General features: G+C 71.7%; 11 protein-coding genes and 1 pseudogene. 5 read left to right on the top strand and 7 right to left on the bottom strand.

Annotated elements, in window-relative coordinates:
* Positions 1-68 precede the first annotated feature (68 nt).
* Positions 69-1,766 (top strand): PAS domain-containing sensor histidine kinase, encoded by a 1,698-nt coding sequence (locus VC184_RS13285; RefSeq protein WP_274179365.1) that lies wholly within the window; start codon positions 69-71, stop codon positions 1,764-1,766.
* Positions 1,767-1,817: 51 nt separating this feature from the next.
* Positions 1,818-2,879 (top strand): sensor histidine kinase, encoded by a 1,062-nt coding sequence (locus VC184_RS13290; RefSeq protein ID WP_112617938.1) that lies wholly within the window; start codon positions 1,818-1,820, stop codon positions 2,877-2,879.
* Here VC184_RS13290 and VC184_RS13295 read toward each other — a convergent pair.
* Positions 2,871-4,505, bottom strand: coding sequence for an ATPase (locus VC184_RS13295; RefSeq protein ID WP_323986537.1), 1,635 nt, complete (start codon positions 4,503-4,505; stop codon positions 2,871-2,873). The genes VC184_RS13290 and VC184_RS13295 overlap by 9 nt on opposite strands.
* A gap of 25 nt (positions 4,506-4,530) precedes the next feature.
* Positions 4,531-5,298, bottom strand: coding sequence for a CPBP family intramembrane glutamic endopeptidase (locus tag VC184_RS13300; protein WP_323986539.1), 768 nt, complete (start codon positions 5,296-5,298; stop codon positions 4,531-4,533).
* Positions 5,299-5,321: 23 nt separating this feature from the next.
* On the opposite strand from VC184_RS13300, the gene VC184_RS13305 reads away from it, so the two are divergent.
* The 3 genes from VC184_RS13305 to VC184_RS13315 all read left to right on the top strand — a co-directional run bounded on the left by VC184_RS13305 (position 5,322) and on the right by VC184_RS13315 (position 8,483).
* A complete protein-coding gene (locus VC184_RS13305; protein WP_274179367.1) occupies positions 5,322-5,921 on the top strand; it encodes an arsenate reductase/protein-tyrosine-phosphatase family protein in 600 nt (199 codons plus the stop codon).
* 96 nt (positions 5,922-6,017) lie between these two features.
* Entirely contained in the window at positions 6,018-7,556 is a 1,539-nt protein-coding gene (locus tag VC184_RS13310; RefSeq protein ID WP_323987769.1) for a polysaccharide biosynthesis tyrosine autokinase, read from the top strand.
* Positions 7,557-7,562: 6 nt separating this feature from the next.
* Complete coding sequence (locus VC184_RS13315; RefSeq protein ID WP_323986541.1) at positions 7,563-8,483, top strand: hypothetical protein; 921 nt, start codon at positions 7,563-7,565, stop codon at positions 8,481-8,483.
* Positions 8,484-8,636: 153 nt separating this feature from the next.
* On the opposite strand, the gene VC184_RS13320 is transcribed toward VC184_RS13315, so the two are convergent.
* From VC184_RS13320 to VC184_RS13340, 5 genes and pseudogenes are all read right to left on the bottom strand, one after another.
* Positions 8,637-10,289 (bottom strand): alpha-amylase family protein, encoded by a 1,653-nt coding sequence (locus VC184_RS13320; protein ID WP_323986543.1) that lies wholly within the window; start codon positions 10,287-10,289, stop codon positions 8,637-8,639.
* The gene (locus VC184_RS13325) at positions 10,286-11,296 is read right to left on the bottom strand and encodes an LLM class flavin-dependent oxidoreductase (RefSeq protein WP_323986545.1); all 1,011 of its coding nucleotides are present in this window, start codon (positions 11,294-11,296) and stop codon (positions 10,286-10,288) included. Before VC184_RS13325 ends, VC184_RS13320 begins: the two co-directional genes overlap by 4 nt.
* A 75-nt stretch (positions 11,297-11,371) precedes the next feature.
* A complete protein-coding gene (locus VC184_RS13330) occupies positions 11,372-11,743 on the bottom strand; it encodes a sigma factor (protein WP_282501480.1) in 372 nt (123 codons plus the stop codon).
* Positions 11,744-11,902: 159 nt separating this feature from the next.
* Complete coding sequence (locus tag VC184_RS13335) at positions 11,903-12,073, bottom strand: CsbD family protein (RefSeq protein ID WP_094260399.1); 171 nt, start codon at positions 12,071-12,073, stop codon at positions 11,903-11,905.
* A gap of 139 nt (positions 12,074-12,212) precedes the next feature.
* A pseudogene (locus VC184_RS13340) lies at positions 12,213-12,760 on the bottom strand (linear amide C-N hydrolase).
* Positions 12,761-13,032: the final 272 nt, after the last annotated feature.

Consider the following 13,032-nt stretch of genomic DNA (forward strand, 5'->3'; position numbering starts at 1 on the left):
TTATCAAAGCCGCGCCTGTCCCCCCGGGCCGTCCTCGATCTCTCATGCACCCCGATCGGAGACCCCGGATGCCCCTGTTCGAACTGCGGCGCTCTCGCCTCGGTCGCATCCGCGTCTTCACCCGGGCGCAGCTGCCGTTCGTGGTCGGCACGTTCGTCGTGATCGTCGCGCTCGCCTTCGGAGCACCAGAGTCACTCTCGTCGCCGTTCATGTGCGCCGCGGTCGTGATCGTCATCCTCGCGTCGATGGCCGGCGCCCTCCTCCCGTGGGAGCGGTTCTCGCCTTCCTGGCTGGTCACCCTCGCCGTGACGGACATCGTCGCCGTCGCGCTCGTGCGCACCGAGGTGGTGTGGCTCCTGCCCGGTGTCAGCATGCTGGCGATCTTCCCCATCCTCTGGATCGCCTACGGCTTCCCGCCCATCGCCTTCACCGCCGCCGTGGGCGGGGCGGCGCTCATGACCTCGCTCCCCTTCTTCGTCCGCGGCAGCTGGCCGGTCACGCCGCTCGAGTGGGCGAACGTCTTCACCCTCCCGGGCCTCATCCTCGCCGTCGCCGTCGTCGTCAACATCGCCGCCCAGCATCTGCGGCGCAGCGGCCGCCGCCTGCGCGCATCCCACGAGGAACGGGAGCGCGCGCTCGCCCGGGCCCGCGACAACGAACTCGTCCTGCGCACGGTGCTCGACACCGTCCGCAGCGGTGTCGCCCTCTACGACGACGCGGGGCGGCTCATGCTCGCGAACCGCACCGCCGAGGACCTCTCCCGAGCGATGGGGTTCTCGCTGAGCGAGGCTCCCTACGCGGGTGACGCCGTGCTGGCGGCGGACCGCACGACGCCGGTACCCCATCACCAGCAGCTCATCCCCCGTGCCCTGCGCGGCGACAAGCTCAGCGACGCCGTCGAGTGGGTCGGTCCGCCGGCGGCGCAACGGGCCATCCTCGCCGACGCCGACCGCGTGCGCCGCGCCGACGGGACTCTCCTGGGCACGTTGGTGGTCGCCCACGACGTGACCGAGATGGCCGATGCCGCGCAGCTGCGACACGACTTCCTCCGCACGGTGTCGCACGAGCTGCGGACGCCGCTGACGAGCGTGACCGGCTACCTCGATCTTCTGACCGACCACGTCCGGCCCGACGACGCCGCAGCGACGCGCTACCTCTCGCTGGTCGAGCGCAATGTGCTGGTGCTCACCGATCGCATCAACGAACTGCTCGCCGCCGCGTCGACCGACACCGAGGTCTCGCCGCGTCCGGTGACGCTCAGCGACCTGATCGCCTCGGCCGTGCGCGCCGTCTCGCCGCGCGCCGAGCGTCGCGGCAGCTCGATCCAGCAGATCGGTGCGACGCACGACCGGGTCGTGCTCGACCCGGTGCGCATCCGCCAGTCGCTCGAGGAGCTGCTGATCAACGCCGTGAAGTTCAGCCCGCCCTCGTCCGCGGTCGTCATCGGCCAGCGCGTCGACGAGTCTGGTGTGCACATCGTCGTCAGCGACAACGGCCCCGGGCTCACCTCGATCGAGCGGACGCGCGTCTTCGATCCGTTCTACCGGACCCCCTATGCCCGGGAGAACGCGATCCAGGGCTTCGGCATCGGCCTCTCGGTCGTCCGCAACGCCGTCGTCGCGCACGGCGGCCGTGTTCGCGTGGGCGCTTCGGCATCGGGCGGCACGGCGATGGCGATCGTGCTGCCCGGTGCGGCGCACGACGATCGTGCACTCGACCACCCCGTGTCAAGCGCGGGCGGCACATTCGTCACGACGGAAGAATGACCTCGACGCTGAGATTCTCGACAACTCGGCCCGTTCGAGGTGACGACGACGATGAGCGCTTCCCCCTATGACCACGCCCGCGCGACGGGTGCCGTCCTCGCGGGCACGGCCACCGACTGGGCCGCGCAGGTGACGTCGGTCGCGATCGTCGAGCTCGACGACGCCGGCGTGGTGCGGTCATGGAACCCCGGGGCCGAGCGTCTGAAGCGCTACCCCGCGGATGAGGTCATCGGCACGTCGTTCTCGCGCTTCTACCGCCGCGAGGACCGCGAGCGCGGTCGGCCGGCGCGACTGCTCGCCGCCGCACGCACCGACGGGTCGGTCGAGGACACCGGCTGGCGGGTGCGCGGCGACGGCACGCTGTTCTGGGCGCACGTGCTGATCACCGCGGTCCGCGACGACGACGGCGAACCCGCGGGCTTCGTCAAGATCGTGCGCGACCTGAGCGAGGCCAAGCGCCTGGACGACGAGAAGGACGGCTTCCTGCGGGCCTTCGCCCACGACCTCCTCTCGCCGATCACCGCTCTGCGCGGCTACGTCGACCTGCTCGAGGACGAGATCCCGGAGGCGCAGTCGGGTCTGCTGCAGCACGTCTCACGCGTGACCGACCACATCATCGCCATGGCCGCAGAGCTCTCGGCGCATGTGCGGGGAACCGACGGCGATGAGAGCGAGGAGACCGACCTGCTGACTCTCGCCCGTGAGGCGGCGGAACTCGTGCTGCCGGGCGACGTCAACGAGCGCGTGGATGTCCGCGGCGCCGGCCGCGCCCACGTCTCGACCGATCGCGCGCTCTTGCGACGCGCTCTCGCGAACGTCATCGACAACGCTGCCAAGTACAGCGAGGACACCATCGTCGTGTCGGTGTCGGAGGAGCCGGATGCCGCCGTGGTGACGGTCGCCGACAGCGGCCGGGGCATCGACTCCGACGACCTCGCCTCGATCTTCGAGCCCTATCACCGCGGCCGCCTCTCCGATCCGGGCGACGGCGGCACGGGCGTCGGCCTCGCGAGCGTCCGCGACATCGCGCGACGACTCGGCGGAGAGGCATCCATCGAGAGCATCAGGGGAACCGGGACGACCGTCACCCTGCGCCTGCCGCCCTCACAGTGACGGCAGCGTGATGACCGTCTCCAGGACGACGTCGTCGCCGTCCTGGTACACGCGTCGCCCGACGGTCCCGAGACCGCGTCCGGAAACGGGCCCGAGCCGCCCGGGCGACGACACCCGCAGCAGCAGCGAACCCGATCCGGTGACCCGCGCCACGACCCGGGCACGCCGCGCCCCGGAGTGCTTGACGGCGTTGACGAGCGCCTCGGTGACGACGGAGACGACGCGCTCGGCCGCGTCGGGGTCGCTCAACCGCAGCCGGACCGCGTCGTCGATGCGCTGCGTGACCGCGACGGCGGGCGCCCACGCCTCGATCAGGCGATCCAGCGACTCGCTCGCCGGCATCCGCTCGGGGTCACCGGACTCGAGGATCTCCTCGAACGCGGCCTCGGTACGGCACCGGAAGTCGTCCACCTCGTCGGGGGTCGGGGCGCGCTCGTCGACGCGGGCCGCGAAGACGACGCAGGCGCCCTGCGCGCGCCCGTGCAGCACGTCGATGGCGCGCCGCGGGCCCGCGCTCTCATCGATCTCGGCGGCCTCGCGTGCGACCTCGGCGAGCCCGGCCGCCGCCCGGCGCTCATCGGTACGGGCGCGCGACAGCGCGTCGCGGCAGAGGCCGACCAGCACCGCGACGACCGGGACGGCGAGCACGGGGACGAGGCCGAGCACACCGATGCGCGGGAGGAAGAGGTAGGTGACGACGCTCATCGCGCACCCGGCGGCGATCCACACCAGCAGGAAGACGACCGGACGCGGCGGCCGGGCCCACCGACGCACCGCACCGCCGGCGATGACATCGACGACGACTCCCCCCGCGATGCCGGCGAGGCCCACTCCGACGCCGCCGGCGGCGACGGCGTAGGGGAAGCACGCCAGCGCGTAGAGCGGCGCGACGCTGAACCACGGCGGCGCGACCAGCCGCATCGACAGGCCCGGGCCTCTCCCGTGCGACGCGGGGCCGGCCTCGCTCATCTCGTCGTCGCGCTCGCGCAACAGGCGGTCGATGCGGTGGCTGAGCCCGCGGACATCCTCCGAGAAGGTGCGGACGACGTCGAAATCGATCGGTCCGGCGAGCATGCGCTCGCGTGAGCGGCGCAGGGCCGCGATGCCCGCCACGAGCGCGGCGCGGGCCTCGGCCGCGACATGCTGCCGGTGCGCCTCCGCGCGCTCGACCCGCACGAGCGCCGCGCGCAACCGCTCGGCGGCTGCCCGTGCGGCGGCGTGACGCGACGTGATGACGGCGACGATGGACAGCAGCGCGAGCGCGGTGACGAGGTTGGTCGCGATCCGCGACGACGCCGGCCCGCTCGGGACGATGCCGAACAGGGCGGAGCTGATGGCGTCGTTGACGGCGGGACGGATCGTCGCGACGACGACGAGCGACGCGAGCACGACGACGCCGCGCGCGGGACGCGACGCGAGCCGCCGTTCGGCCGCGGCGACCGGGACGACCATCGCCGCGAGCACCGACCAGCCCAGGACGGCCACCGTGGCACCGCGCAGATACGCCTCGATTCCGGCGCCGCCGACGGACGGCACCGAGAACACGCCGGCGACCAGCAGCGACACCGCCGCGCTCCACCGCGTGTAGAAGGCGCCTCCGGAGACTGCGTTCCACCAGGTCGTCATGCCGGCTCCGCGCTCTCCGGCGTTCTCAGCCCGCGAACGCCCCGACGAGGGCGAGGCCCACGCCCGAGAGGTTGAACACGACGTGTGCGACGACGCCGGTCCAGATGCGCCCGGTCAGGAGGACGAGGCCGGCGCACACGACCCCGACCAGCGCGATCGAGAGGACGCCGTCGACACCGAGGGCCCCGCCGACGAGATGACTCACGAGGAAGACGGCCGTCGACACCAGCAGTGCCGCCACGCCGGCCGTGGCCGGCCCCGCGGCCCGGCGCAGCAGCGTGTAGACCGCGACGAGCACGACCCCGCGGAAGAAGAACTCCTCGAGGACCGGGGCGACCAGCCCCGCGGCGGCGGCATCCGTCAGCCACCAGCTCGCGGGAAGCCGCCCGTCGACGAGCAGGAGCCCGGGGAAGCGGGCCTGCCCCTCGACCCCCTGCTGGATGAGCCCCTGCACCAGACGGAGCACGATGCCGAAGCCGAGCCCGATGAGGAGGTCGGCGGCTCGGAACCGGAGGAGACCCGCGGGTCGCGAGACGCGAAGCGCGAGGACGACGGGGATCAGCATCCCGAGCCAGAGCGCCGCCGTCGCGGCGACGCCCGACCACGACGCCGCGGGCTGGAGCCACAGCACGAGATACCCCAGCAGGATTCCCGCGCCCAGGCTCACGAGCGCCCAGGCGAGCATCATCTCGCGCCACCGGCGCACGCTCGATCCGCCCTGGCGCCAGTCGACGCGACGGTGACGTGGGCGCCGCGACGTCGTCGCGACCGGCTCGCTAGGGTGGGTGTGCACGCGCCCACGTTAGCGGAGGTCCCATGATCGAGATCGCGACCATCTGCACGGGGAACATCTGCCGTTCACCCCTGGCGGCTCTGATGCTCCAGACCCGTCTGGCCGGCCGGGGCGTGCGCGTCACGAGCGCCGGGACGCGAGGCCTGGCCGATCACGGGATGACGCCCGAGGCGCAGCGCCTGGCGCTGGCGCGCGGAATCTCGGCCTCGGATGCCGAGGCGCACCGGGCTCGTTTCCTGACCGAGCAGCACCTCGTCTCGGCCGACCTCGTCCTGGCGATGGCCCGCGAGCACCGGCGCGCCGTGGCGGAGCTCGTCCCCGCGCGGACACGCGTGGCGTTCACCGTGCGCGAGTTCGCGCGCCTGGCCTCGTCGCTGTCGGACGCCGCGCTGCAGGGGGCCGTCGCGACGGCGGCCGACCAGGATGCCGCGGGCAGACTGCGGGCGGCGGTCGCAGCGGTCGCGGGCCAGCGCGGCCTCGTCCTCCCGCCCGCCGATCCGACGGAGGATGACGTCGTCGACCCCTACCGCCGGTCGTGGTCGACATATGAGGCGTCGGCGGCGCAGCTCGATCCCGCGATCGACCAGGTGGTGCGCGTCGTGGCGGTCGCGACGACCTCCTGATCCGAGGTGCGCGATCCGACCCCGGCCGGAAACATGGCTGTGGCAGACTGATCCGAGTTTCCGCCGATGCCCTCGTGGCGCGCACCGAAGGGCAGCATGGAGCTCTCCGACTACATTCGCATCCTCCGCAAGAACTGGATCGTGATCCTCGTGGTCACCCTCGTCGGTGTGGGCGCCGCGGCCGCGTACTCGCTGACGCGCACGCCCACCTACGAATCGTCCAGCACGGTCTTCGTCTCGACGCAGACCTCCGGCAGCGTCGCCGAGCTGCAGCAGGGGTCGACGTTCGCGCAGGCGCGGATCAACACGTACGTCGGCCTCGTCTCGACGCCGATCGTGATGAACCCGGTGATCGCCGAGCTCGGCCTCGGGACGACGGCGGGCCAGCTCGCCGAGAAGGTCAACGCGAGCGCTGCCCTGAACACGACGCTCATCACGATCACCGTGGTCGACACCGATCCGGTCGCGGCGGCGGACATCGCCAACGCCCTGGCTGCGAGCCTGTCGGCGGCGGTCCCCGCGATCGAGCCCGCGAGCGAGTCGGGCGCGAGCCCCATTCAGCTGTCGCGCGTCCGCGACGCCCAGCCGGCCCTCAGCCCGTCGAGCCCGAACGTTCCCCTCAACCTCGCGCTCGGCCTCCTCGTCGGCCTGGCGCTCGGCATCGGGATCGCGGTCCTGCGCACCGTGCTCGACACCCGCATCCGCAGCTCGCGCGATGTGGAGCAGGTCACCGAGTCGCCCCTCATCGGCGCCATCGCCTTCGACCCGAAGGCGAAGGACCGGCCGCTCATCGTGCACGCCGATCCGTTGAGCCCCCGCGCGGAATCGTTCCGCGCGCTGCGCACCAACCTGCAGTTCCTCGACATGGGTGGCCGCTCCAGCTTCGTCGTCACGAGCTCGGTGCCGAGCGAAGGCAAGTCGACCACGACCATCAACCTCGCGATCGCCCTCGCCGACGCCGGCAAGAAGGTCGCCCTGCTCGACACCGACCTGCGCAAGCCGAAGGTCGACGAGTATCTCGGCCTCGAGGGCGGAGCGGGCCTCACCGATGTGCTGATCGGCCGAGCACGCCTGGGCGACGTCATGCTGCCCTGGGGCGGTCGCAGCCTGTATGTGCTGCCGTCGGGCAAGATCCCGCCGAACCCGAGCGAGCTGCTCGCATCGCCCCAGATGCGTCAGCTGCTCGAGGTCCTGGAGCGCGACTTCGACGTGGTGCTGTGCGACGCCCCGCCGCTCCTGCCCGTGACGGACGCGGCCATCCTCGCCCGTGCGACCAGCGGAGCGATCGTCGGTGTCGCGGCGGGCCGGACGACCCGCCACCAGCTCACCGGCGCCATCGACGCTCTTCAGACCGTCGACGCCAAGGTCGCCGGCGTGGTGCTGACGATGGTGCCCACCCGCGGGCCCGACGCGTACTACGGCGGTTACGGCTACGGCTACGGCTACACGCAGGAGGAGAACGCGGCCCGCGAGGCTCGCCGTGGCAAAGCCGCTGCCCCGGCGAAGCAGCCGCGTGGTCGTCGGGGACGCCGCGCCGAGCCGGTCGAGACCGGTCCGGCTCCGACGCTCGATGACCTCGGCTTCCGCGCTCGCTCCTCCGACGAGTCCCGCCGCTCCGGTCCTTCTGCGAGCTGATGGCGCATGGCGCGACGTGACCTGACCGCACCGCCCATCGCCCGCGCGTTGTCGGTGGCCGGCGTCGGCGCGCTCGCGCTCGTCGTGGTCGCGCTCACGGCGCTGGCGCTGCAGCACGACCGCAGTCCGCAGCCGTCGGGCGCGCCGACCGCGGGCCCCGTGCCGACCTTCTCGTTCCGGGGGCCGGGGCCGGACGCGAGCGCTTCACCGTCGTCGAGCGCGACCCCCGCCACGGGCGGTGCCGAGGAGCGCTTCCTCGCTCGCTCAGCCGAGGGCATGCTGTGGCGCGCGACGGCGGGAGCCTGCGGCGCCGGCGAACCGGTCGTCGAGCGATCAGACGACGGCGGCACCACCTGGGTCGACGTCACCCCGCGTTCCCGCGGCATCGCTCAGGTCCGCGCGCTGTCGGGTCTGTCCGGCACCGAGGCCGAGCTGATCGCCGATGCGGCGGACTGCTCTCCCCAGCTGCTGCGGACGTACACGCAGGGCCGGTTCTGGGACCCGTACCCCGATCTCCTGGCGCGAGCGACCTATCCCTCGGGCTCCGCACCCACGGTGCTGGCGTCGCCCTCGGGCGAGGTCGCGCTCCCCTGCGCCGCCCCCGCCAGCGTGCGAGTGGGGGCGCAGCAGACCGCTCTGGTGTGCGACGGGGTCGCCCACACCCGCGTCGGCAGCGGTGCGTTCGCTCCTCTGCCGCTCGCGGATGTCGTCGCTCTCGATGTCCTGGGCCGCGCGACCGCGCTCGTGAGCGCCGGGACGGATGCCTGCGCGGGAACCTTGGCCCTGACGTGGGTCGACGCGGCGGGAACAGCCTCGACCCCGGAGTGCATCCCCGACAGCGATCCGGCCGCGCCGGCGGCGATCGCCGCTTTCGACGACGAGGTCATCGTGTGGTCGGGCGACGCCGTGACGACCATCGCCCGCTAGCGCCGACCGGGCCCGGAGGCGGGGAACGGACGATCCCCCCGGCCTTCCGTTCCCCGTCTCCCGAGCTCCCGTCCCCATCCTGCTCGCGAACCGGACGCCCACACCGCCCCCGGGGAGGATTTCACCCGAGGCTTCACCCGCGGATTAACCCCCTCAGCGCAGGCGCCCGTCACCCGGGCGCGTGACGCGCAGGCGGCGCGCACCGTAGCCGTCGAGCTCCATCGAGACCGTGGCCCCCTCGAGCGCCCAGCTCTCGCCCGAGGCGAGGCAGACGAGCTCGGTGCCGTCGGGCTCCTCGCCGAGGTCGATCTCGAAGGCGACCGGCTCCCCCGCGAAGTTGTGCACGGCGACGAATCGGCTCTCGCTCGTGCGGGCGCCATGCGCGAGTACAGACGGCGCGGTGGCGGGTACGAGCTCGAGGTCGCCCCAGCCGATCTCCGGGGACTGCCGGTAGCTCCGCGCGAGCCCGCGGACGAACGCGAACAGCGAGTCGGGGGCCATGAGCTGCGCCTCGACGTTCACGTGCTGGGGCCCATACGGCCCCTCGGGCGACGGCAGCGGATGCGCGCTCGCGGCGGCGGTGGAGAATCCGCCGTCGGGACGCCACTGCATCGGCACGCGGACGGCGTCTCGCTCGTCGATGTCGAGGTTCTCACCCATCCCGATCTCCTCGCCGTACAGCAGCACCGGTGTTCCGGGGAGCGAGAAGAGCAGGCTGTAGACGAGTCGGATGCGGCGCGGATCGCCGCCCAGCATCGGAGGAAGGCGTCGCCGAATGCCGCGCCCGAAGACCTGCATCGACTCCTCGGGGGCGAAGGCGGCGAAGACCTCTTCGCGCTCGGCGTCCGACAGCTGATCGAGGGTGAGCTCATCGTGGTTGCGGACGAAGTTCGCCCACTGCGAGATCGTCGAGATGTCGGGCCGGCTCTCGAGCGCGGAGCGCAGCGGCTGCGGGTCTTCTCGCGCGAGCGAGAGATACAGCGCCTGGTTGCTGGCGAAGTCGAACTGCATGTGCAGCTCGCCGTCGCCGTCGACCCCGAAGTACGCGGCCTGCTCATCGTGCGGGACGTTGACCTCGCCCACGAGCATCGCCGCGCTCGAGCGCCGCTGGGCGAAGCGCCGCAGCGCGCGCAGGACATCGTGATCGCGCTGCGGCTCGCGGCGCTCTGGCGAGGAGACGAACGAGGGCACCGCGTCCACCCGGAAGCCGGAGACTCCCAGCTGCAGCCAGAAGCCCATGACCTTCGCGAGTTCGCGCTGGACGGCCGGGTTCTCGGCGTTCAGATCCGGCTGGTGGGCGTAGAAGCTGTGGAGGTAGTACTGCCCAGTCTTCTCGTCCCACTCCCAGACGCCGTCCTCCTCGCCGGGGAACTGCGTCTCACGGGGGTCGTCGGGGATCTCGTCCCGCCACACGTAGAAGTCGCGGTAGGGCGATTCGCGGCTCTCGCGCGCCGAGAGGAACCAGGGATGCCGGTCGGAGGTGTGGTTCATGACGAGATCGACGATGACCCGGATACCGCGGTCCTCAGCGGTACGGATGAGCTCGACGAAGTCGCCGTGGGACCCCACCCGAGGATCGACCCCGTAGTAGTCCGACACGTCGTAGCCGTTGTCGCGTCCGGGCGTCGGGTAGAAGGGCATGAGCCACAGGCAGGTGACACCGAGGTCGGCGAGGTAGGGCAGCCGCCGAGCGAGGCCCTGCAGATCGCCGTCGCCGTCGCCGTCGTCATCGAGGTACTTCTCGACGTCCACGCAGTACAGCACCGCGTTCTTCCACCAGAGGTCGCTCGTGTCGGAGATCCTCATCGTGCGCCTCCGGGGAGGTCGGTTCTCGCGCCGAGCCGTTCGCGCAGCGCGTGCAGGAGCGCCTCCGCCCGCTCGCCGAGGAAGGCGCGTTGGTCCTGGGAGATCTCGTGGATGTAGAGCCGGTCGAAACCGGTGGAGACGAGGCCGGCGAGACGGTCCGCCAGCTCGGCGATGCCGCTCGGCGAGTCGACGCCGATGATGACGTGCTCGGCGAGTTCGGCGTCTGTGGGGTCGCCCGCGCGGGCCGCGAAGTCCTCAGGCTGAGCGATGTCCCACGCCTCCGGGGGCGTCACGACGCCGTGGAGCCACTGGTCGCGCACGAGCGCGGCGGCTTCGTCCGACGATTCGGCGAGGGCGATGTGGACCTGCAGGCACGTGGGACCGAGGCCGCCGGCATCCAGGTAGGCGCTGACGATCTCGGCGACCTGCTCGCGGCTCGTCCCGACCGTGACGAGCCCATCGGCCCACCCGGCGGCCCAGCGCGCCGTCTCCTGCGAGGCCGCGGTGGCCATGAGCGTCGCCGGTCCGGTGGGCAGGCTCCACAGCCGGGCCTCATGCACGCGGACGCGGCCGTCGTGATCGACCTTCTCACCCGCGAGCAGCCCCCGCATGACGTCGACGCACTCCCCCAGGCGTGCCGTGCGCTCGTCCTTGGATGGCCAGGGCGCCCCCGTGACGTGCTCGTTGAGCAGCTCACCGCTGCCGAGCGCCGCGAAGTACCGGCCGGGGAACATCTCGGCGAGGGTGGCGATCGCCTGTGCGCTGACGACGGGATGATACAGCTGCCCGGGAGTCGACACGGACCCGATGGGGAACCGCGTCGACGCGAGCGCTGCGCCCAGCCAAGCGATCGTGTTCCCGGAATGCCCCTGACGCGGCGTCCACGGGGCGAGATGGTCAGCGCTGAACGCCCCGTCGAAGCCGACGCGTTCGGCTTCGATGACGGCTTCCAGGAGCGCGCTGGGCGCGAGCTGTTCGTGCGAAGCGTGATATCCGATGAAGGCCATGCCCCAGTCTTTCGGTCCCGCGCACCCGACGACGTCGGGTTGCTCGATGCCGCCGGGTGCGGTACAGGCCGGCGCTCAGGCGGGCCCGCCCGTCTCGTGGACGCGTGTGAGCGCTTCGCGCAGCCCGGCCAGCCCACCGCGATCGAGGACGCAACGCCGGAGGTGCCCGAGGATCCACGCGCGGACGGGGGCCGCACCGGGGTCGTAGCGGCGGGCGTCGCGCCAGACATTCAGGAACGCTTCCCGCACCACCTCTTCGGCGGCCGCTCGGTTCGCGGTCAGCCGCAGCGCGAGCCCGAAGGCGGCGGCTGACGTCGCGTCGTACAGGTCGGCGAGCGCTCCCCGGTCGCCGGCGGCGACGGCGGTGAGAAGCGCGCCGAGCTCGGCGTCGGTGCCAGGACGCGCGGGCTCGTCCGCGGCCGTGTCCGGCGCGAGCAGGTCTGTCATGAGGGAATCGTCCGACACCGCGGACCGGGCAGGAAGCGCTTGAGTCCCGAGGCCGCCCGTGGTAGGCCGATCCAGTCATATGAATGGATCCGCGGCGCCGCACGCACAGCAGAGCGCCCCGGGTCGCGGGGACCCGGGGCGCTCGCGTGAGGGAGCGTCTTACTTGAAGGCGTCCTTGACGTTCTCGCCGGCCTTCTTGACGTTGGCAGCGGTCTGGTCCTTGTGACCTTCGGCTTCGAGACGCTCGTTGTCGGTCGCCTTGCCGGTGGCCTCCTTGGCCTTGCCGGCGACGTCCTGAGCTGCGTTCTTGATCTTGTCGTCGAGTCCCATATCGGCCCCTTCCGTCGATCTGCGTCCGGGTCTGATCCCCGGATGCCGGGACGGTTCATCCCGGTCATCACACGGTAGGTCGACCGGTTCCGCCCGCGCACCCGCTCGCGTTCACGGCGCGAATGCGATATGAACGCCGTCAGTTCTGCATGTTGATCTGCTGGCCGGTCACCAGCGGGTAGTGCACGAGAGCATCGGCGTCGAGGTCTTCCCGGTGCATGTCGACACGCGTGAAGGCGGCCCTGACGAACCGGGAGGACGACGAGAGATCGCCGGGGAGCCCGATCGCCCCCATGCCGCGGCTGTAGCGATCCGGCGGCAGCTCCGGCGAGACGCGCAGACCCTCCCGAACGCTCTCGACCGTGATCGAACGCGAGCGGTCGGCGATGATCCAGTGCAGCGGCGACGCGGGGAAGGCCTCGCTGAACGAGACGTCGACGATCGTGACGCCAGCCAGGGCGGCCTCGACCTCGTCGACGGTCTCGAATCGTCCGAGCACCCAGGGGATGAACTCGCGATCGTCGCGATGCCGATGATCGCGTGATGCGTCTCGAGCGGGTCGACCCGGCGGAACCGGAAAGGGAAGTTCCGCGGGGTCACGACTACCTCCTCGTGATACGAGAACTCGAGGTCGAGATTCCGGCCGAAGTAGTGATCGCGGGTGGTGTAACTGACTCCTGTGCACACGGTGCCGCCTCCTGTCGTGACGGGCCGCCCCTCGGCCCTGGCCCAGCCCTATCCCGATCCGCGCGACGCTCGCTAGGGCACTTGACACCGGCATCGCCGCTCGGTGCAGTCATGGCCCACCGCTCTTGTGAGCGCTCACCTCGATGAAACGGATCACCGAGGCGACCTATGGCACAGAACCCCTGGCGTTGCGCTTTCGTGACCCGAGACGCTCTTGACAGCACCCGTGTTGTGAGCGCTAACATTCGAGCGTCCCCGAGAGGTGACACGCA

This window comes from Microbacterium plantarum (assembly GCF_035231185.1).
GTDB classification, from domain to species: Bacteria; Actinomycetota; Actinomycetes; order Actinomycetales; family Microbacteriaceae; genus Microbacterium; species Microbacterium plantarum.

Excerpts from the sequence above, each read along its gene's own strand:
- VC184_RS13285 (WP_274179365.1), top strand. The coding sequence starts at position 69 with ATGCCCCTGTTCGAACTGCGGCGCTCTCGCCTCGGTCGCATCCGCGTC.
- VC184_RS13290 (WP_112617938.1), top strand. The coding sequence starts at position 1,818 with ATGAGCGCTTCCCCCTATGACCACGCCCGCGCGACGGGTGCCGTCCTC.
- VC184_RS13295 (WP_323986537.1), bottom strand. The coding sequence starts at position 4,505 with ATGACGACCTGGTGGAACGCAGTCTCCGGAGGCGCCTTCTACACGCGG.
- VC184_RS13305 (WP_274179367.1), top strand. The coding sequence starts at position 5,322 with ATGATCGAGATCGCGACCATCTGCACGGGGAACATCTGCCGTTCACCC.
- VC184_RS13310 (WP_323987769.1), top strand. The coding sequence starts at position 6,018 with ATGGAGCTCTCCGACTACATTCGCATCCTCCGCAAGAACTGGATCGTG.
- VC184_RS13315 (WP_323986541.1), top strand. The coding sequence starts at position 7,563 with ATGGCGCGACGTGACCTGACCGCACCGCCCATCGCCCGCGCGTTGTCG.
- VC184_RS13320 (WP_323986543.1), bottom strand. The coding sequence starts at position 10,289 with ATGAGGATCTCCGACACGAGCGACCTCTGGTGGAAGAACGCGGTGCTG.
- VC184_RS13325 (WP_323986545.1), bottom strand. The coding sequence starts at position 11,296 with ATGGCCTTCATCGGATATCACGCTTCGCACGAACAGCTCGCGCCCAGC.
- VC184_RS13330 (WP_282501480.1), bottom strand. The coding sequence starts at position 11,743 with ATGACAGACCTGCTCGCGCCGGACACGGCCGCGGACGAGCCCGCGCGT.
- VC184_RS13335 (WP_094260399.1), bottom strand. The coding sequence starts at position 12,073 with ATGGGACTCGACGACAAGATCAAGAACGCAGCTCAGGACGTCGCCGGC.